At 70.7% G+C, this 19,330-nt stretch carries 18 protein-coding genes; 8 read left to right on the top strand and 10 right to left on the bottom strand.

Annotation, left to right across the window (positions count from 1 at the left end; all coding sequences use genetic code 11):
- The first annotated feature begins 8 nt into the window (after positions 1-8).
- Positions 9-1,391, top strand: a complete 1,383-nt coding sequence (locus EWH70_RS30790) for a protein kinase domain-containing protein (protein WP_130479077.1) — start codon at positions 9-11, stop codon at positions 1,389-1,391.
- Here the strand turns inward: EWH70_RS30790 and EWH70_RS30785 are convergent.
- From EWH70_RS30785 to EWH70_RS30760, 6 genes are all read right to left on the bottom strand, one after another.
- Positions 1,345-2,133 (bottom strand): FHA domain-containing protein, encoded by a 789-nt coding sequence (locus tag EWH70_RS30785; protein ID WP_130479076.1) that lies wholly within the window; start codon positions 2,131-2,133, stop codon positions 1,345-1,347. The two genes, EWH70_RS30790 and EWH70_RS30785, sit on opposite strands and share 47 nt — an antisense overlap.
- Positions 2,134-2,199: 66 nt before the next feature.
- On the bottom strand, positions 2,200-3,006 hold the full coding sequence (locus EWH70_RS30780; protein ID WP_130479075.1) for an FHA domain-containing protein: 807 nt from the start codon (positions 3,004-3,006) through the stop codon (positions 2,200-2,202).
- A gap of 17 nt (positions 3,007-3,023) precedes the next feature.
- Positions 3,024-4,808, bottom strand: a complete 1,785-nt coding sequence (locus tag EWH70_RS30775) for a serine/threonine-protein kinase (RefSeq protein ID WP_130479074.1) — start codon at positions 4,806-4,808, stop codon at positions 3,024-3,026.
- A 73-nt stretch (positions 4,809-4,881) separates the two neighbouring features.
- Positions 4,882-5,403: a signal peptidase II gene (lspA, locus tag EWH70_RS30770; RefSeq protein WP_130479073.1), complete on the bottom strand. Its 522-nt coding sequence runs from the start codon at positions 5,401-5,403 to the stop codon at positions 4,882-4,884.
- A 104-nt stretch (positions 5,404-5,507) separates the two neighbouring features.
- Complete coding sequence (locus EWH70_RS30765) at positions 5,508-6,236, bottom strand: chitinase (protein ID WP_130479072.1); 729 nt, start codon at positions 6,234-6,236, stop codon at positions 5,508-5,510.
- Positions 6,237-6,771: 535 nt separating this feature from the next.
- A complete protein-coding gene (locus EWH70_RS30760; protein ID WP_165436484.1) occupies positions 6,772-7,149 on the bottom strand; it encodes a hypothetical protein in 378 nt (125 codons plus the stop codon).
- 327 nt (positions 7,150-7,476) lie between these two features.
- Here EWH70_RS30760 and EWH70_RS30755 point away from each other — a divergent pair, with 327 nt between their 5' ends.
- Genes EWH70_RS30755 through EWH70_RS30740 form a run of 4 tightly spaced genes read left to right on the top strand, consistent with a single transcriptional unit; the run spans position 7,477 to position 12,477 of the window.
- Positions 7,477-7,947, top strand: coding sequence for a formate dehydrogenase subunit gamma (locus tag EWH70_RS30755; RefSeq protein ID WP_130479070.1), 471 nt, complete (start codon positions 7,477-7,479; stop codon positions 7,945-7,947).
- Entirely contained in the window at positions 7,944-9,497 is a 1,554-nt protein-coding gene (locus EWH70_RS30750) for a formate dehydrogenase beta subunit (protein WP_130479069.1), read from the top strand. The genes EWH70_RS30755 and EWH70_RS30750 overlap by 4 nt, the downstream gene beginning before the upstream one ends.
- Positions 9,494-12,268, top strand: a complete 2,775-nt coding sequence (gene fdhF / locus EWH70_RS30745; protein WP_130479068.1) for a formate dehydrogenase subunit alpha — start codon at positions 9,494-9,496, stop codon at positions 12,266-12,268. The genes EWH70_RS30750 and fdhF overlap by 4 nt, the downstream gene beginning before the upstream one ends.
- Entirely contained in the window at positions 12,265-12,477 is a 213-nt protein-coding gene (locus EWH70_RS30740; RefSeq protein WP_130479067.1) for a formate dehydrogenase subunit delta, read from the top strand. The genes fdhF and EWH70_RS30740 overlap by 4 nt, the downstream gene beginning before the upstream one ends.
- A 61-nt stretch (positions 12,478-12,538) precedes the next feature.
- On the opposite strand, the gene EWH70_RS30735 is transcribed toward EWH70_RS30740, so the two are convergent.
- Together EWH70_RS30735 and EWH70_RS30730 are read right to left on the bottom strand one after the other, a co-directional pair.
- On the bottom strand, positions 12,539-12,775 hold the full coding sequence (locus EWH70_RS30735; RefSeq protein ID WP_130479066.1) for a type II toxin-antitoxin system antitoxin: 237 nt from the start codon (positions 12,773-12,775) through the stop codon (positions 12,539-12,541).
- A gap of 3 nt (positions 12,776-12,778) precedes the next feature.
- Entirely contained in the window at positions 12,779-13,696 is a 918-nt protein-coding gene (locus tag EWH70_RS30730) for an SPFH domain-containing protein (protein WP_130479065.1), read from the bottom strand.
- An 82-nt stretch (positions 13,697-13,778) separates the two neighbouring features.
- Here EWH70_RS30730 and EWH70_RS30725 point away from each other — a divergent pair, with 82 nt between their 5' ends.
- Entirely contained in the window at positions 13,779-15,272 is a 1,494-nt protein-coding gene (locus EWH70_RS30725; RefSeq protein ID WP_130479154.1) for an ArnT family glycosyltransferase, read from the top strand.
- Between the two features lie 54 nt (positions 15,273-15,326).
- Here the strand turns inward: EWH70_RS30725 and EWH70_RS30720 are convergent, their stop codons facing one another.
- Positions 15,327-16,289: a helix-turn-helix domain-containing protein gene (locus EWH70_RS30720; protein WP_130479064.1), complete on the bottom strand. Its 963-nt coding sequence runs from the start codon at positions 16,287-16,289 to the stop codon at positions 15,327-15,329.
- A gap of 248 nt (positions 16,290-16,537) precedes the next feature.
- Between EWH70_RS30720 and EWH70_RS30715 the strand changes: the two genes are divergently transcribed.
- Positions 16,538-17,077 (top strand): hypothetical protein, encoded by a 540-nt coding sequence (locus EWH70_RS30715; protein WP_205669329.1) that lies wholly within the window; start codon positions 16,538-16,540, stop codon positions 17,075-17,077.
- Positions 17,074-18,372, top strand: coding sequence for an amidohydrolase family protein (locus EWH70_RS30710; protein WP_130479063.1), 1,299 nt, complete (start codon positions 17,074-17,076; stop codon positions 18,370-18,372). Before EWH70_RS30715 ends, EWH70_RS30710 begins: the two co-directional genes overlap by 4 nt.
- On the opposite strand, the gene EWH70_RS30705 is transcribed toward EWH70_RS30710, so the two are convergent.
- A complete protein-coding gene (locus EWH70_RS30705) occupies positions 18,329-19,285 on the bottom strand; it encodes a helix-turn-helix transcriptional regulator (RefSeq protein WP_130479062.1) in 957 nt (318 codons plus the stop codon). The two genes, EWH70_RS30710 and EWH70_RS30705, sit on opposite strands and share 44 nt — an antisense overlap.
- Positions 19,286-19,330 lie beyond the last annotated feature (45 nt).

The raw sequence follows: 19,330 nt of genomic DNA, 5'->3' as shown, positions 1-19,330 counted from the left end.
TTGACCGCATGCGGGCCTCGGTGACCCTGGCGGTGACCGCCGGTACGGACGCCGGGGCCGAGTACACCTTCCACGAACGCACCACCCGCATCGTCGGCCGCGCGGCCGACTGCGATCCGCGGCTGTCCGGCGGGCGGGTGTCCCGGCACCACTGCCTGTTCGACATCAACCCACCGGACGTGCGGGTACGCGATCTCGGCAGCCTCAACGGAACCCACGTCAACGGCGAGGAGATCGGCCGCAGGCAGGCAGGTCAGACGCCGGAGGAGGGCGCCCGGCTGTGGTTCCCCGAACGCGACCTGCTCGACGGCGACGAGGTACGGATCGGACGGTCGGTGCTGCGGGTGCGGGTCACCGCGCCCGCCACCGGCCCGTCCCGGGGCCGGTGCGCGCACTGCGGCGCCGAGGTCAAGGCCGACCCCGCGGGTGGTGACGTGCTGTGCGCGACCTGCCGCCGCGACCCGGCCACCGCCGCACGCCTGCTGCTCGAACGGGCCGCTCGCGGCGAGCCCGAGGTGGTGACCCTGCAGGGGTTCACGCTCGTGCGGGAACTGGGCCGGGGCGGTCAGGGAGCCGTGTTCCTCGCCGAGCACGACGTGACCGGCGAGCGGATCGCCCTGAAGATCCTGCTGCCGAGGATCGCCGCCCGGCCGATGGCGCGGCAGGGATTCCTGCGCGAGATCGACAGCACCCGGGCACTTCGGCACCCCAACATCGTGCGGTTCGTCGAAGGCGGCGCGAGCGGCGCGACGTTCTTCCTGGCCTCGGAGTACTGCACGGCGGGCAGCGTGCGCGAGTGGGTGCCCGCGCAGGGTGGAACGCTGTCCCCGGACGTCGCCGTCCCGCTCGTCATGCAGGCACTGGACGGCCTCGACCACGCGCACCGGGCGACGATCCCCGACGTGCCGCTGGCCGACGGGAAACTCGGCCGGGGCCGCGGACTGGTGCACCGCGACGTCAAACCGGCCAACCTGCTGCTCGCCGGGGTGCCGGGCGAGCGGGTGCTCAAGGTCGGCGACTTCGGGATCTCCAAGGCGTTCGACATGGCCGGGCTGTCCGGGCACACGCACACCGGTGCCGTGGCCGGGACGATGGCGTTCATGGCCCGCCCGCAGCTGGTGAACTTCAAGTTCGCCAAGCCGGCGGTCGACGTCTGGGCCGCGGCCGCGTCGCTGTACTGGATGCTGACCGGGCACACCCCGAGGGACTTCCCGCCGGGCCAGGACCCGATTTCGGTGGTGCTGGGCACCGAGCCGGTGCCGGTCCGTACCCGCGTGCCGGGCATCCCGCGCCGCCTCGCCGAGGTGATCGACCACGCGCTGGTCGATCATCCGGAGATCGCGGTCAGGTCGGCCGGTGATCTCGCACGGATGCTGCGCGAGGCACTCTAGGCACTTCGGTGGTGTCGTCGCCGACCTCGACCGCGCCCGGCTCGGGGGCGAGCAGCGCCAGGTCGGGTGGCACGATCACGCCGGGTTCCACGAACCCGGCTGACAGCCAGTCGCCGCCGGTCCCCGCCGGTATCCGCGCGCGCAGATCGGTCACCAGCCGTTCGACGGCCACCACGGTCCACCCGGCGAGCGGCTGCAGCCTGGCCAGGTGCTCGGCGGCCTGCAGCCAGCTCAGCGGCCGCGGCGACGGTTCACACCGCAGATAACGCTGCCCGAGCACGGTCATGACGAGCCGTTCCCGAGCAGTCAGTTTCCACGGCCTGCGTACGGCGTCGTCCCGTTCGCTCGACACGTACATCTCCAGCACGTGTTCCTGACCGCGGCTTCCCCGCAGGAACAGCGGTGTGTAGCCGGGCGTGAGCCGGACCGGCTCGGCGTCGGCGAACAGCAGCCGCGAGCCCGGCAGCCGCACCGGCGTCCGGCCGGTCACCCGCAGCCACCAGCCCGCCTCGTACCATTCGGCGTACCCGTGCCTGCGGCTGACCCGGCGGTCCTCCTCGCCGACCCCGACGGCCACCAGCGCGCGGTTGCGCCCGAACGTCACCTCGGCCCCGGCCAGCGGCGGCATCACCACGCCGCCTCGCGGGCCGAGCACCGACAGCGTGCCCGGCGTCCGCGAGGCGACCCCGTGGGCGAGGCTGTCGTGCCCGGCTGGCAGCCTGGCGTCCGGCTCGACGTCCACGGGCCCTCCCCTGCTCTGGTTACGAGCGGGACGGTACGACCGGTGCCGGGGACCGGTCCCGGGCGATCAGCGGTCGGCGGGCGGGTCCAGCAGCCGCAGGTCCGGCGGCACCAGCGAGGTCGTCAGCAGCAGCTCCCTGACCAGGTTGTCGTTGAGCGAGTTACCCACCGGCTCACCGACCTCCTCCCTGGTCAGTCCCGCCACACCGGCCTTGGCCAGCCTGGTCCGCACCCGCACCACCAGGTGCTCGACCCGCTTGGCGCTCCACGGCTTCTCCGCGTCCGGCTCAAGCTGGCTGAGCTGCTCGGCCACCTGACCCCACGTCCGGGGCTGCGGCCGCGGCTCCTGCAACAGGTACCGCTGCGCCAGCGCGACCAGCGCCAGCCGCTCGTCCGGCTTGAGCGGCCACACCTTCGGCGGCTCGGTGACCTCCCACGGCTGCGCGTGCGGCCGCTCCACATCCGATCCCGTGACGAACAACTCCAGCAGGTGCTCACGATCCCGCGACCCCGGCACGAACGCCGCCGTGTACCCCTCGTCCAGCGGGAACGGCTCGTCCGCGGGAAACAGCAGCCGCGGCCCGGGCAGCCGGATCGGCACCCTGCCGTCGTTGTGCATCCACCAGCGGCCACCGTCGCAGATCAGCCTGCCCTGCAACCGCGACACCTTGCGGTCGTCCTCGCCCACACAGACGTGCACGTCCTCCCGCTGGCGACCGAACAGCAACGTCCGCCCCTGCTTCGGCTTCACCGTGATACCGCCGTTGATCGCCAGGGCGTAGATCGTCCCCGGAACCGACGGCGGCACGCCGTGCGCGAGGCTGCCGTACCCGGCCGACAGGACGTCGTCGTCGGGCTGCTCGGGTTCGGTCACTGGAACTTCCTCTCCGCTCACGGACGCGGCAGCCTGGCCGCCACCACGCGTGCCAGCTCGGCGACCGGTTCACACAGCCGGGCGGTCGGCGGCGGCCCGCTGAGCACGATCTGGACCATCTCGATCGTGTCCTCCCCGTTGGCGTTGGTGTAGGTGCGGTAGACGATGTCGGCCTCGCAGGTGTCCGGGCCGTAGTCGCCCTCGATCAGCCGGACGTCGCGGTCGGACATCCGCACGAACCTGCCGTTCTCGACCTTCAGCGGCTCGTTGCGGTCGAACCGGACCATCAGCTCGTCCTCGGTCGTCGGCAGCTCGTAGTCGCAGACCCAGTTGCCGTAGAAGGGTTCCGGCTTCGCGGCACCGAGTGGCGTGAGCCGTCCGATGGTGGCGTTGTCGAGCAGCGAGCAGGCGTTCAGCCAGGCCAGTGACTCCCGGGGCAACGCGACCGCGCGGCGTGGCACGCCCGAGCGTTCGATCACCGCGGCGGCCGTGGCGGTCGCGATGTCCGCGACGGCACACAGGTCGACCACGGCGGGATCCTTGTAGTCGACGGCGGTGACGACCACCCGGTACCCGTCCGGCAACGGGATGGTCCGCAGGCACCGGCCATCCATGATGAGTCCTTTGTGGACGTCGACGGCGCCGACCCGCACCACCTCGCCCTCCGGCTTGCCTCCCGGACCCGGCGGCTCCTCCAGCTCGACCCGGATGTCGACCTCGTGGTCGCCGGGGAGATCGAGCAGCACGTCGCAGCGGTTGAAGCCGCCGTAGGCCGGATCGACCGTGGGAGCGCCGATGTGCGCGAGCGGCTTGGGGTCGACCAGCGCACACGGGTCGGCCGCGTGGAGGTCGTGGCTCACCTGGGCGACCGGCGGCGAGGTGAGCTGCCCGGTCCCGCGCCCGCTGCCGACGACGATGGTCACCACGGTCGCGGTCACCACCACGGCGAGCACGACGGCCGCGATGGCGGCCAGCCTGCGTGACCGGCGCCGCCGTGGCCGGACGGGCGGGACGCTGCCGTCGAGTTCGGCGAGCCTGCGGGCAGCGGCGGTGGCCGACGGCCGCTCGGCCGGGTCGACCCGCAGCAGTTCGGCCAGCAGCGGCGCCAGCGCCCCCGCCCGCCGGGGCGCGGTCAGCTCGCCTGCCGCCGTGCGGCGCAGGACGGCGTAGGGATTGGCGCCACTGACCGGCGGTACGCCCTCGACGGCGGCGAACAGCGTCGCGCCCAGGGAGAAGACGTCCGACGCGGGCGTCGGCTCGCGGCCCTCGGCGACCTCGGGCGCGAGGTAACCGGGGGTACCGCCGACGACGGCCGCGTCGGTGAGCGTCTCGTCGGTGGCCACCGAGCGGGAGATGCCGAAGTCGGTGAGCTTGACGCCGTCGTCGGGCAGCAGGACGTTGCTCGGCTTGACGTCGCGGTGCACGATCCCGCGGTCGTGGACGGCCGCCAGCGCGCCGGCGAGCGCGGTGCCGATCCGCGTCACGTCGGGGACCGGCAGCGGCCCGTCGTCCTCCAGCCGTTCGGCGAGGTTACGCGCGGGCACGTATTCCATGACCAGCCACAGCTCGTCGCCGTCGACGATGGACTCGTACACGGAGACGACGTTGGGGTGGGACAGCTCGGCGGCCAGCCGCGCCTCCCTGCGCAGCCTGCGTCCAGAGCCGGAGTCGGCGATCCTGGCCTGCTTCAGCGCGACCGTGCGGTTCTTGTCCTGGTCGAGGGCGCGCCAGACGACCCCCATGCCACCGGTGCCGATCTGCTCGACGAGCCGGTAGCGCCCAGCGACCACCCGGTCCTGCATCAGCTGCGCTCCCCTCGGCCGGCTAAAACCATACACACCCGCGAGTCAACCGGTCACTGATCGCGAGCAACCGCTACTCGGTCACCGGATCGCGGCCGTCCATGCTCACTTTGCGCAGTGACAACAGGATGATCAACGCCGCGCCGACGGTGAGGGCGATGTCGGCGACGTTGCCGACGAACCAGCCGTTGTAGTCGATGAAGTCCACGACGTGCCCCCTGGCGAATCCCGGCGCGCGGAACAGCCGGTCGAGCAGGTGGGTGGTGGCGCCGCCGAGCAGCAGGCCGAGCGCGACGGCCCAGCCGCCGGACCGGACCCGGCTGATCAGCCAGCCGATGCCGACGACCGCGAGCGCGGCGAAGATGGTGAAGATCCAGGTCTGGCCTGCGCCGATGGAGAAGGCCGCGCCCGGGTTGTACAGCAGGCGCAGGCTGAGGAAGTCGCCGAGCAGCGGGATCGGCGGGCGGTCGGTCAGCGCGTTCTCGGCCCACAGCTTCGTCAGCTGGTCCACCACGAGGACGACCACCGCGAGCAGCACGGCCCGCACCCACCGCACGGCCGGCTCAGGCTGCTCGTGCTGCTCAGGCTCAGTCATGGAGGCAGCCTAGCCAGGCGCCGCCGACAAGCTCGTGAAGGCCACCTTCATTACGTGAGACGTAGTGAAGGTGGCCTTCACGTGCTTTGGACGGGACCGGAGGCTCAGCAGTAGAGGTTACCGCCCGGGTCGACGCCGATGATGCCTGCGAAGCGCTGGTAGGCACTCACCCGGCTCTGCACCTGACCCGGGTTCTTGCCGTCGCACTCCAGCGCGCCGTTGATGCTGCGGATGGTCTGGCCGAAGCCGTGCCCGCCGACCATGGCGTTGTGCGGCGTCATGGTGCCGGGACCGTTCTGGGTCATCCAGTACCAGATTCCGGTCTTCCAGGCCACGGCCGAGTCGTTCTGCACCTTCCACGGGTCGTTCAGCAGATTGATGCCCAGGGCGTCACCGGCGGCCTTGTAGTTGAAGTTCCAGCTCAGCTGGATCGGCCCCCTGCCGTAGTAGGCGGCCTGGCCTGCCGGGCAGCCGTAGGGCTGGCTGCGGTCGCAGTAGTGCGGGTAGTTGGCCTCGTTCTGTTCGACGATGTGCACGAGGCCACCGGTCTCGTGGTTGACATTGGCGAGGAAGGCCGCGGCCTCCTGCTTCTTCGTCGTGTCACTGCCGGTGTTGGCGAACGCCGGATACGCGCTGAGCGCCTGGGTCAGGCCGGAATACGTATAGAAGGGATTCCGGTTGGGGAACATCTGATTGAACTGGGACTCGCTCACGGGGAACGCCATGATTCCCACGTCGTCACGGTCCTGAGCTGAGGAAACCGACGGTGCGACGAGGGCGATGGCACCGGCGAGTGCGATGGCGAGCAGGGACAGGAGACGTCGTACCACCATTGCTGACTCCCTTGTCGAGCATGGGCGGGATGGAGTTGGCGCCGGAAAGGGTGATGCTGTGAGTTCACCCGGTGACTCAGTGCGACCCAGAATGGACTAGACCAATACGGCTGTCAAGGTCGCGCGGTATCCCGGAAAATTTCTGTCCGGTCGGCTAGTTCGTTGTCAGGGCGCGGTGCGCGGCCCCGAGCGCAGAACTCACGCGCGAGTCGTACGTTCTCACGCGCGAGTCGTACGTTCTCACGCGCGAGTCGTACGTTCTCACGCGCGAGTCGTACGTTCTGGCGCGCGAGTCGTACGTTCTGGCGCGCGAGTTGTCCGTTCCGGACCCGCGAGTTGTCCGTTCCCGCCCACCGGGTCCCACTGTCCGGCACACCGGTTCCAGATCACGAGACACCGGGCAGCCATAAAGCACGTGAAGGCCACCTTCACCACGTCAGACGTAATGAAGGTGGCCTTCACGTGCTTTACAGCTTCGCGGAAACGAACCGCTTCCCATCGAAGTTCTCCATCGGGTGGAGTCCGGAGTGGACTCTCAGCGGGTCGCGCGCCCCGGCGGCGTGGCCGGCCGCCGCGCCGGAGCCCGGCCCTGCTGCCGGGAACGCTGCCCGGCCTGCGTGCGCTGGGCCTGCGTCCGCGGCTGGGCCCGCTGGTTGCGCTGCGGCTGCCGGGCGGGCTGACGCGCGCGCTCCCTGCTCCGCTGCGGCGGGGCCTCCTTGACGTTTCCCCGGTTGACCCTGGCGTCGATGAGGAGCAGCAGGATCGCCAGCACGGCGGCGATGATCGCGCCCTCGATGATCTTCAAGATGACGAACAGCACCGCGACGATCAGCAGCGGGCCGGCGGCGGCCCAGCAGAAGGGGTCGATGCGCCCGAACGCCGGGCGGCGGCCCTTGCGGGCATCGCGTGCCATCGTCATCTCCCCTACGGCTCGAACCGGGCGGGTGCCAACCCTCGAACACTACCGGGTGACGTCGCGCACCCGGCACCCGCACTCTACGGCCTGTACCGCCAACCGAGTGCAGTTCGTCCGGATCCCGCCGCGATCGTGCGATCAGTGTCTCAGTTCACCCGGGCACGCGTCGGCACCCGGGTGGGCCATTCGGTCCACCGTCAAGCCGCCAACCGGGGCCCAGCCTGGACCGGCAGCCTCGACCAGGACGGCGATGGACCCGGTCCCCTTTCGTTCCGCCGGGGTCGGCGGTAGTGTTGGTGTATACCGTATGCAGGGAGAGTGAGCATGGCGTCCATTGCCGAACGCGTGCGGGCTGTCGTCGAGGAGCACCGCGGTGACCGAGGGGCTCTGATGCCGATCCTGCACGACTTGCAGGAGGAGTTCGGCTACATCGCCGACGAGATGGTGCCCGCGCTGGCCCGCGAACTGAACCTGTCCAGGGCCGACGTGCACGGCGTCGTCACCTTCTACACCGACTTCAGGTCCGAACCCGCCGGCACCACCGTCGTCAAGCTGTGCCGGGCCGAGGCCTGCCAGTCCGTCGGCGCCGAGCGGGTGGTGGCCCACGCCGAGCAGACGCTGGGCAGCAAGCTCGGCAAGACCACCGCCGACGGCGCCGTCACCGTGGAGCAGGTCTTCTGCCTGGGCAACTGCGCGCTCGGACCGGCCGCGCAGGTCAACGGCCGGATGTACGGGCACGTGACGCCCGAGCGGTTCGACTCCCTGATCGCCGAGGCGAAGGCGGAACACGCATGACCACCACCATCTACGTCCCCCGGGACTCCGCCGCCGTCTCCGTCGGCGCGGACGAGGTCGCCGCCGCCGTCGAACGCGAAGCGCTGGCGAGCGGCCTCGACGTCCGCGTCGTGCGCAACGGTTCGCGGGGAATGCTCTGGCTGGAGCCACTCGTCGAGGTGGCCACCCCCCAGGGCCGGATCGGGTACGGCCCAGTCACCCCCGAGCAGGTGCCGGACCTGCTCGGGGGTGACCTGCTCGGCGGCGGCGAACACCCGCTGCGGCTCGGTCCCGTCGAGGACCTGCCCTGGATGCGTGACCAGCAGCGCCTCTGCTTCGCCAGGGTCGGCGTCACCGACCCGACGTCGGCCGAGGACTACCTCGCCAACGGCGGCATGGCCGGCTTGCGCAAGGCGCTGGAGCTGAAGCCCGCCGAGGTGGTGGCCCAGGTGACCGAGTCGGGCCTGCGTGGCCGCGGCGGCGCCGGGTTCCCCGCCGGGATCAAGTGGAAGACGGTGCTGGAGACCGAGGGCGAGCTGAAGTTCGTTTGCTGCAACGCCGACGAGGGCGACAGCGGCACGTTCGCCGACCGCATGCTGATCGAGGGTGACCCGTTCTGCCTCATCGAGGGCATGACCATCGCCGCCTACGCCACCGGGGCCACCGAGGGCTACGTCTATCTGCGCTCGGAGTACCCGGACGCGGTGCGGACACTGCGCCAGGCCGTCGAGATCGCCTACGCGCACGGCTGGCTCGGCGAAAACATCCTGGGCTCGGGCACGAAGTTCGACCTGTTCGTGCGGGTCGGCGCGGGTGCCTACATCTGCGGCGAGGAGACCTCCATGCTGGACAGCCTGGAGGGCAAACGCGGGATGGTGCGGTCGAAACCGCCGATCCCGGCCATCACCGGCCTGTTCGGTAAGCCGACGGTGGTCAACAACGTGCTCACGCTGGCGTCGGTGCCGACGATCCTGGCCGACGGTGCCGCGGCCTACGCCGCGCTGGGTACCGGCCGTTCGCTGGGCACCCAGGTGTTCCAGCTGGCAGGCAACATCGCCCGCGGCGGGGTGTTCGAGACGGCGTTCGGCATGTCACTGGCCGAACTGATCAACGACTACGGCGGCGGCACGCGATCGGGCCGTCCGGTGCGCGCGGTACAGGTCGGTGGCCCGCTCGGGGCCTACCTGCCGGCGTCCGGGCTGGACCTTCCCCTGGACTACGAGGCGTTCGCCGAAGCCGGTGCGATGCTCGGCCACGGCGGCATCGTGGTGTTCGACGACACCGTGGACATGGCCGCGATGGCCAGGTTCGCCATGGAGTTCTGCGCCGAGGAGTCCTGCGGCAAGTGCACGCCCTGCCGGGTCGGCTCGGTACGTGGCGTGGAGACCATCGACCGGATCGTCGCCGGTCAGGACACCGACGACAACCTCGCCCTGCTCGGCGACCTGTGCGACCTGATGACCGACGGATCACTGTGCGCGATGGGTGGGCTCACCCCGAACCCGGTGCTCAGCGCGCTCAAGCACTTCCCGGACGACTTCACCGCCCGGCACGAGGAGACGAAGTCATGACGCTGTACAAGGAACACGACCTCGGTACGCCGGCCCGGCCCGGCGAGGCGACCGTCGAGGTCGAGGTCGACGGTCATCCGGTGATGGTGCCCGAGGGCACCTCGGTGATGCGTGCCGCGGCCATGACCGGTATCGACATCCCGAAGCTGTGTGCGACCGACAGTCTGGAGGCGTTCGGCTCGTGCCGGCTGTGCCTGGTGGAGATCGACGGCAGGCGGGGCACGCCCGCGTCGTGCACCACGCCGGTCAGCCCGGGCATGAAGGTACGCACGCAGACGCCGAAGCTGGAGAAGCTGCGCCAGGGCGTCATGGAGCTCTACATCTCCGATCATCCGCTGGACTGCCTGACCTGTTCGGCCAACGGGGACTGCGAGCTGCAGGACATGTCCGGCGTGGTCGGGCTGCGTCAGGTGCGTTACGGCTACGAGGGCGAGAACCACCTCGACCTGGCCAAGGACACCAGCAACCCGTACTTCGACTTCGACGCGTCCAAGTGCATCGCCTGCTCGCGGTGCGTGCGGGCGTGTGGCGAGGTGCAGGGCACGTTCGCGCTGACGATCGAGGGCCGCGGCTTCGAGTCGAAGGTCTCCGCCGGTGCGGGCGAGCTGTTCATGGACTCGGAGTGCGTGTCCTGCGGTGCCTGCGTGCAGGCGTGCCCGACGGCGACGCTGCAGGAGAAGTCGGTCGTCGAACTGGGCATGCCGACCCGCAGCGTGCTGACCACGTGTGCGTACTGCGGTGTGGGTTGCTCGTTCAAGGCCGAGCTGCGGGGCGACGAGCTGGTGCGGATGGTGCCCGCCAAGGAGGGCGGCGCGAACGAGGGCCACTCGTGCGTCAAGGGGCGGTTCGCGTTCGGCTACGCCACGCACCCCGACCGGGTGATGAGCCCGATGATCAGGGAGAGCATCGACGACGAGTGGCGCGAGGTCGACTGGGACACCGCCATCGGCTACGTCGCCGACAGGATGCGGGAGATCCAGGCCGAGCACGGCGTCGGCTCGATCGGCGGAATCACGTCGTCGCGGACCACCAACGAGGAGGTCTACGCCGTCCAGAAGCTGGTGCGAGGGGCGTTCGGCAACAACAACGTCGACACCTGCGCACGGGTGTGCCACTCGCCCACCGGCTACGGGCTGAAGCAGACGTTCGGCACGTCGGCGGGCACGCAGGACTTCCGCTCGGTCGCCAAGTCCGACGTCATCGTGGTGATCGGCGCCAACCCGACCGACGGGCACCCGGTGTTCGCCTCGCGGATGAAGCGCAGGCTGCGTGAGGGTGCCAAGCTGGTCGTGATCGACCCGCGGCGGATCGACCTGGTGCGTTCGCCGCACATCGAGGCCCAGCACCACCTCCAGCTGCAGCCGGGCACGAACGTGGCGATCGTGAACGCGCTCGCCCACGTGATCGTCACCGAGGGCCTGGTCGATCAATCCTTTGTGGACGAGCGGTGCGAGGACTTCGAGAAGTGGGCCGAGTTCATCGCCCGCCCGGAGAACAGCCCGGAGATCACCGAGGCAATCACCGGCGTCCCCGCCGACCAGGTGCGGGCGGCGGCGCGGTTGTACGCCACCGGTGGCAACGCGGCCATCTACTACGGCCTCGGCGTCACCGAGCACAGCCAGGGCTCGACGATGGTCATGGGCATGGCCAACCTGGCCATGGCCACCGGCAACATCGGCCGCGACGGCGTCGGCGTGAACCCGCTGCGCGGGCAGAACAACGTGCAGGGATCGTGTGACATGGGCTCGTTCCCGCACGAGCTGTCCGGCTACCGGCACGTGTCCGACGACGCGGTACGGGAGATCTTCGAGACGCTGTGGGACCGGCCCATCCAGCCGGAGCCGGGCCTGCGGATCCCGAACATGTTCGACGCCGCCGTCGACGGCACGTTCCGCGCGTTGTTCGTGCAGGGCGAGGACATCGCGCAGTCCGACCCGAACACCAAGCACGTCATGGCGGCGCTCAAGTCACTGGACCTGCTGGTCGTGCAGGACCTGTTCATCAACGAGACCGCCAAGCTCGCGCACGTGTTCCTGCCGGGAACGTCGTTCCTGGAGAAGGACGGCACGTTCACCAACGCCGAGCGCCGCATCAACCGGGTGCGCCCGGTGATGCCGCCGAAGACCGGCAAGCACGAGTGGCAGGTCGCCTGCGAGATCGCCCAGGCCATGGGCTTCCCGATGCACTACGACCACTCCCGCGAGATCATGGACGAGATCGCCGCGGTGACGCCGACGTTCGCCGGGGTGTCGTTCGAGAAACTGGACAAGCTGGGCAGCGTCCAGTGGCCGTGCAACGACGCCGCACCCGAGGGCACGCCGATCATGCACGTCGACGGGTTCGTGCGCGGCAAGGGAAAGTTCGTCCCGACGACGTTCGTGCCGACCGAGGAACGCAGCACCCGCAAGTTCCCGCTCATCCTCACCACGGGCCGGATCCTGTCCCAGTACAACGTCGGTGCGCAGACCCGGCGTACGGCCAACGTGGCCTGGCACCCGGAGGACCTGCTGGAGATCCACCCGCACGACGCCGAGGTGCGCGGGATCTCCGACGGCGACGAGGTGTCGCTGGCCAGCCGGGTCGGCGAGACGACGCTGCGGGCGGTGCTGTCCGACCGCATGCCGGTCGGCGTTGTCTACACGACGTTCCATCACCCCGTCACCGGGGCCAACGTCGTGACCACGGAGAACTCCGACTGGGCGACGAACTGCCCTGAGTACAAGGTGACCGCCGTCCAGGTCGGCCTGCGCACCCCGGTGATGGCCAAGTGAGCGCGGGTTCGCCGCAGGTGCGGCTGGCCAACGAGATCGCGGCGCAGTTCCGGAACGAGCCGGAGGACGAGGCCGCGAAGGCCATCGCCACCCACATCCGCGCGTTCTGGGACCCGCGGATGAAGGCCGACCTGTTCCGTCACGTCGAGACCGGCCAGGACAAGCTCGACCCGCTCGTCCTGGCCGCGGCGCGCCTGATCCCCCGCTGAAGCCGCCGCGCAAAGCACGTGAAGGCCACCTTCACCACGTGAGACGTAATGAAGGTGGCCTTCACGTGCTTGGGTCGTCACCGGCGCCGTCGTCGTCGGGCGGCTCGTCCTTGCGCGGGCGGCCGGGGCGGCGCATCTTGCCGGCGTTGCCGGGCAGCCGGCCTGCCTCCGACAGGGCCCTGCGCAACAGGAACTCGATCTGCGCATTGGTGCTGCGCAGCTCGTCGCCCGCCCAACGGGTCAGCGCGTCGTGCACGGCCGGGTCGAGCCGCAGCAGCACCTTCTTGCGTTCGACCACCGGTCAGGTGTACAGCGATCCGGTGTTGACCACGGGCGCGGCGTCACGGTGGCCACACAGGACGACGAGCAGGTTGCTGACCATCGCCGCGCGGCGCTCCTCGTCCAGCTCGACGACCTCCTGCTCGGCCAGCCGGTCCAGCGCCATCTGCACCATGCCGACCGCTCCCTCGACGATCCGCTGCCGCGCGGCCACGACGGCACCCGCCTGCTGCCGCTGCAGCATCGCCTGGGCGATCTCCTGCGCGTAGGCGAGGTGGGTGATCCGTGACTCGATGATCCGCACGCCCGCCGGCCGCACCCGTTCGGCGACCTCGGCCGACAGCTTCTCGGTGATCTCGTCGGCGTTGTCGCGCAGCGAGAGCTGGCCGTCGGCGTGCGCGTCGTACGGGTAGCCGTTCGCGATGTGCCGGACGGCGGTCTCGGTCTGGATGGCGACGAACTGCACGAAGTTGTCCACTTCGAACAGTGCCTGCGCGGTGTCCTCCACCTGCCACACCACCACGGCGGCGATCTCGATCGGATTGCCGTCGGCCTCGTTGACCTTCATGACCGCGGTCTCGTGGTTGCGGATCCGGGTGGAGATCGGCTTGCGGTCGGTGATCGGGTTGACCCAGCGCAGACCGGTGGTGCGGATCGTGCCGGTGTAGCGGCCGAGCAACTGCACGACCCGCGCCTCACCGGGCGCGACCTGCGTCAGACCCGCCATCAGGATCAGCCCGCAGAGCAGCGCCAGCGCGCACCCGACCAGCAGCACCACCCGGCCGAACCCGCCGTGCTGCGCCAGCCACACGATGCTGAGCACCACCATCGGAATTCCGCCGAGCACCAGCACGAGGCTGACGGCCAGCAGCGGGATTCCGGTCACCCCGGAGATCAGGCGTTCCCGCACCTTCGGCGACGGCATGTCCACGGACTTCATCTTGCCTCCTTGCGTCCCGAGCCATCATAACCATAGCATAGTGATATCACTTTTTCGGATTCCTGGAGGGGACATGCCCTTGATGACGGTCTCGCCGGTCACCGGCGTCAAACCCGCACTGGCGACCAGGCCGGTGCTGCTGCTGGCGGCAGCGGTCGGGGGCCTGCTCCTGGCGGTCAGCGGCCGGTACGGCTACTTCGGCGACGAGCTGTACTTCGTCGCCGCCGGCAGGCACCTGGACTGGGGCTACGCGGACCAGCCACCGCTACTCCCGCTGCTCGCGCTGCTGATGGACACCCTGTGGCCGGGCTCGGTCGTCGCGCTGCGGCTGCCCGCGACGATCCTGACCGCGGTCGGCGTCGTCGTCGCCGCCCAGCTGGCCCGTGAACTGGGCGGGCGCCGCCGGGCCCAGCTGCTCACCGCGGGCGCGTACGCCCTGTGGGCGCCGCTGTACGGCCACCTGCTCGCGACGTCCACAGTGGACCCGTTCCTGTGGATGCTCATCCTCTGGCTGGTCGTGCGCTGGCAACGCACCCGGGCCGACCGGCTGCTGCTGCTCGCCGGGGTCGTCACGGCGGTCGCGCTGCAGGCGAAGCACCTGGTGATCGCGTTGCTGGCAGCGCTGGTGATCAGCGCGTTCCTCGCCGGCCGCAGGGACCTGCTGACCCGGCCCGCGCTCTGGGCCGGTGCCGGGATCGCCGCGGTGACCTCGGTGCCGAACCTGCTGTGGCAGATCGACAACGACTGGCCGCTGCTGCAGATGAGCGCGACCGTGAGCACGGAAATGGAGATCACCGGAGGGCGCCTGACGTTCCTGCCGCTGGCGCTGACCGGCCTCGGCGGTCTCGCCGGGCTGGCCCTCGCCCTCTACGGACTGTGGAACCTGTTGCGGGCCAAGGAGTTGCGGCCGTACCGCTACCTCGGCTGGGCGTTCCTCATCGTCGTCACGGTGTTCCTGGTGAGCAACGGCAGGCCGTACTACATCGCCGGATTCGCCCCCGTCCTGTGGGCCTTCGGCGCGGTCCGGATGCAGGACGGCGAGCCGTCCCGCTGGTGGCGCTGGATCCCGACCTGGCCGGTGTACGCCGTCACGTCGCTGACCCTGGTGGTCGGGCTGCCGATCCTGCCGATGTCGGTCCACGCCGGGCTGCCCCGCCAGGTCATCGCGTTCCAGCGGGACGAGATCGGCTGGCCGCAGCTGGCCGACGACGTCGCCGCCGTCTACCACGCCCTGCCGCCGGAGACCAGGGAGCACACCGCGTTGATGTCGCAGGGCTACTGGGCGGCGTCCGCCCTCGACTTCTACGGGCCCGAGCGTGGACTGCCGAGGGCGTACAGCCCGCACCGCGGGTACTGGTACTTCGGCAGGCCGGGTGACGGCGTCGACTCGGTGGTCTACGTCGGCGAAGACGTCGAGCGCCTGCGGGAGCACTTCACCTCGGTCCGGCGCGTCGGAACCGTCGACAATGGACTGAACATCAACAACGCCCTGCAGGGCAAGCCGATCCTGTTCGCCGAGGGACTGCGGGAGCCGTGGTCGCAGACCTGGCCGGAGCTGCGCCGCATGGCCAACTGATCCGGGGGAACGTGCGGTCCCTGCCCAGGTCAGGGGGTGGGCAGGGGCCGCACACTAGGCGGCCTGACGGAACGTACGCCGGTAGCCGGACGGTGACGTGCGCATGGCCTGGGTGAAGTGGTGCCGGTAGGTGACGGCGGTGTCGAAGCCGACCCGGGTGGCGATCTCCTCGATCGGCAGATCGGTGGTCTCCAGCAACGACAGGCTCGCGTGGACCCGCCGGGCGATCAGCCACTTGATCGGGCTGGTGCCGACGGTGCGCGCGAAGTGCCGGAGGTAGGTCCGGCTCGACATCGCGGCCCGCTCGGCCAGCGTGGCCACCGAGATGTCCTCGGTCAGGTGCCGCAGGGCCCATTCGATACTGCGGGCGATGCGGTCGTCGTCGGGATCCGCGGCCACCGGCGTCTCGATGTACTGCGCCTGCCCGCCGTCGCGGTGCGGTGGCACGACCATGCGGCGGGCGACCGCGTTGGCGATCGTGGCACCGAAGTCGGAGCGGACGATGTGCAGGCACAGGTCGATTCCCGCCGCACAGCCCGCGCTGGTGAGGATCCGGCCGTTGTCGACGTACAGCGGGTGCGGGTCGACCTCGACCGCCGGGAAGCGGCGGCGCAGCAGGTCGGCGTAGGTCCAGTGGGTGGTGGCCCGCAGCCCGTCGAGCAGGCCGGTCGCCGCCAGCGCGAACGCACCCGAGCAGATCGACACCAGCCGCGCACCCCGGCTGTGGGCCAGCCGCAGCGCGGCGATGACCTCCGGCGACGTCTCGGCGGCAGGGTCGGCGACGCTGGGCACCACCACGGTGTCCGCGGCCGCCAGCACGTCCAGACCGTGCGGGGTGTGCAGCTCGACGCCGCCCTTCATCCGCACCGCGCCCGGCCGTTCGGCGCAGATCGTCACGTCGTACCAGTCGTCACCGATGTCGAGGTCCCAGCGCAGGCTGAAAACGTCGACGACGATGCCGCTCTCGAACGGCGTCATGTCCTCGTAGGCGAGTACCGCGACGGACCGGTTGGGCATGGCGATATCTTAGCGAAAGGTGTCGCGGTCGCCACTGTTCTGGGCGAACCGGACATCCCACCATGGTCTTCATGCGAAAGTTCATCCGATCCCTCGCCCGACTGATCTCCGATCTGGCCTACGGCGTGCACGCGGGGAACGCGATTCGCCTCGGCCTGCCGGCACCCTGCCGGCGTGCCTCCCGGGGGTGAGGCACCTCCCTCCGGAGCGGGAACCCGCGGGTGCGCGAGCGCGGCAGGCTGACCGGCATGTCGACGAACCTGGCTCCACGGTGGGCCGTCCGGGTCGCGCACCTCATCCCGCTGCTGACATTGCCGGTCGCGCTGTGGCGGCTGGCCTGGGTGTTCGAGCTGCCGATCGGCTGGGAAGCCGCGTTCTACACCGCCGCCACCGACGACTGGCACGACAAGCTCTACCTGCTCGGCCTGTCCGTACTGACCGAGGCGCTGGCCCTGCTGTCGCTCGGTCTGGTCCGGCGGTGGGGCGAGGTCGTCCCGCGGTGGGTGCCGCTGCTCGGCGGACGGCCGATCCCGCCGCTGGCGGCCACGGTCCCCGCCGGGCTCGGCGCCGCCGGGCTGATCGTGCTGTGGACGCCGCTGCCGTGGATGTTCCTCGGCCCGGCGCAGGGCGGCGCCCCCGACGGCAACGGCTGGGAGTTGCTGATGGCCGTCTGCTACCTGCCGCAGATGCTGTGGGGGCCGTTGCTCGCGTTGCTCACCGTCGCCTATCACCGCAGGCGAAAAGGGTTGAGCCTGACGTCACGTGAGGCCGTAGCGTCGGTTCCATGACCAGTACGACCGTGTTCGACGCACGGATCTTCGACGGGAACCACGTCGTCCCGGCGACCGCACTGCGCTTCACCGGGGACCGCATCACGGCGCTCGGCGGCCGCTCGATCGCCGAGCCGGGCGACGACCTGGTGGACGCGGGCGGCGCGACCCTGCTGCCCGGGCTCATCGACGCCCACGTCCACCTGCTGCCCGGCGCCGCGCACCAGGCGCTGACGTTCGGCGTCACCACCGAGCTCGACATGTTCAGCCTGCCGGAGACGGTCACGCGGCTGAAGGATCAGGCGGCGGCCGAACCGGGGCTGGCCGACGTGCGTTCGGCCGGCGTCGGCGCGACCGCGCCGGGCGGGCACCCGTCGCTGATGTATCCGGGGATTCCCTACGCCACCGGTCCGGACCAGGCCGAGCAGTTCGTCCGGGACCGGGTCGCCGAGGGCACGGACTACCTGAAGATCATCTACGACCGCGGTGCCAAGCTGCCGTTTCCCATGCCGCGGCTGGACCGCGACACGATGGCCGCGCTGGTCGGCGCAGGCCGCGCCCACGGACTGCGGGTCGACGTGCACGTGAGCGCGGTGTCCGGCCTGGCCGACGCCGTCGCTGCCGGCGCACACGGCATCCAGCACCTGCCGTCGGACGAGGAACTGCCGCCCGAGCTGGCAGCCCGCATGGCCGGCCTGGGCGTCACCGTGACCCCGACGCTGGGTGTGTTCGAGAACCTGATGGGCCGCCGCGGTGGCGCGACCCTGGCCGGCGACCCGCACCTGCGGCCGTACCTGAGCGAACACTGGCGGCAGACCCTCGCGTTCGATCCGTCGGTCTGGGGCGACCCGGACGGCCCGGGGTACGACGCGGTGCTCGGCAACCTGCGCAGGCTGGTCGACGCGGGCGTCGAGTTGCTGGCCGGAACCGACGTGCCCAACCCCGGCACCGCACACGGCGTGAGCCTGCACCGCGAGCTGGAGCTGCTGGTCGAGGGTGGCCTGACTCCGGAACGAGCGCTGACCGCCGCCACCGCCGGGCCGTCCGTCCACTACGGACTCGACGACCGCGGTGTGCTCGCCGAGGGCAGGCGGGCCGACCTGCTGCTGGTCGACGGCGATCCCACCGCCGACGTCACGCACACCCGCCGCATCCGCACCGTCTGGCGTGGCGGGGTCGCACACGACCGGGCGGCGTTCGGCGGCAGCGCCGAGGAGCGGGAGCTGATCGACGGGCTGGCCGCGCAGCTGGCGAAGGTGACGGCGGCGTTCAGCGAGAATCCGCCGGGGTGGCAGCAGCCAGCCGAGCGGTGAGTTCCCGGACGTGTGCCACCACCTCCGGCGGGCCCGTCACGGTGAACCGGTGGCCGAGCAGGGCGACGTAAAGCACCAGTTCGTCGAGCGAGTTGGCGCCGGTGTCCAGGGCGCAGCGATGGTCGTCGAGTGGTTCGACGACACCGACGGTGGCGGAAATGCGGTCGGCCACGACCGGCGCGGGTGCCTCGATGACGAAGCGGGCGCGGTGACGGTAGGCCGACACGGACACCGACCGCGCGGTGTACCGGCCCGCTTCGGCCGGCGGTTCCCTGGGGGTGAACCGCGGGCCGGTCGGGACGCGCGGGCTCAGCCGGTCGACGCGGAACGTCCGCCAGTCCTCGCGGTCGACGTCCCAAGCCACCAGGTACCAGCGTCGTCCAGTGTGGACAAGACGGTGTGGCTCGGTGTGCCGGACGGTCTCGGTGCCGTCGTGGCCGCGGTAGTCGAACCGCAGCCGCTGGTGGTCCCGGCAGGCGGCGGCGACGGCGGTCAGCGTGTCCGGGTCCACCTCCGGCCCGCCCGCCGGCAGCACCGCCACCTGCTGGAACAGGCCGACCCGGTGCCGCAGCCGGGACGGCAGCAGCCGTTCCAGCTTGGCCAGCGCGCTCACCGACGACTCGGCGACGCCGGCGACCGTGCCCGCGGCGGCGGCCCGGAGCCCGACGGCCACCGCGACCGCCTCATCGTCGTCGAGCAGCAGTGGAGGGAGGTCGGCGCCGCGGCCGAGGCGGTACCCCGGCACACCCGAGGTGGCCTCGACCGGGTAGCCGAGGTTACGCAGCTTGTCGATGTCCCTGCGGACCGTGCGCGGGCCGACCTCCAGCCGTTCGGCCAGCTCGGCGCCGGTCCACACCCGGGGAATCTGCAACAGCGACAGCAGCCGGAGCAGCCGTGCGGAGGTTTCCAGCATTCGTTTTCACCTAGGACCGAAGTTGACCGCTTTAATTTCTAAGGT

This window comes from Amycolatopsis suaedae (assembly GCF_004214935.1).
Classification (GTDB): Bacteria; Actinomycetota; Actinomycetes; order Mycobacteriales; family Pseudonocardiaceae; genus Amycolatopsis; species Amycolatopsis suaedae.
Note: the sequence above shows the minus strand (reverse complement) of the source record. Positions and strands in the feature narration are given on the sequence as shown.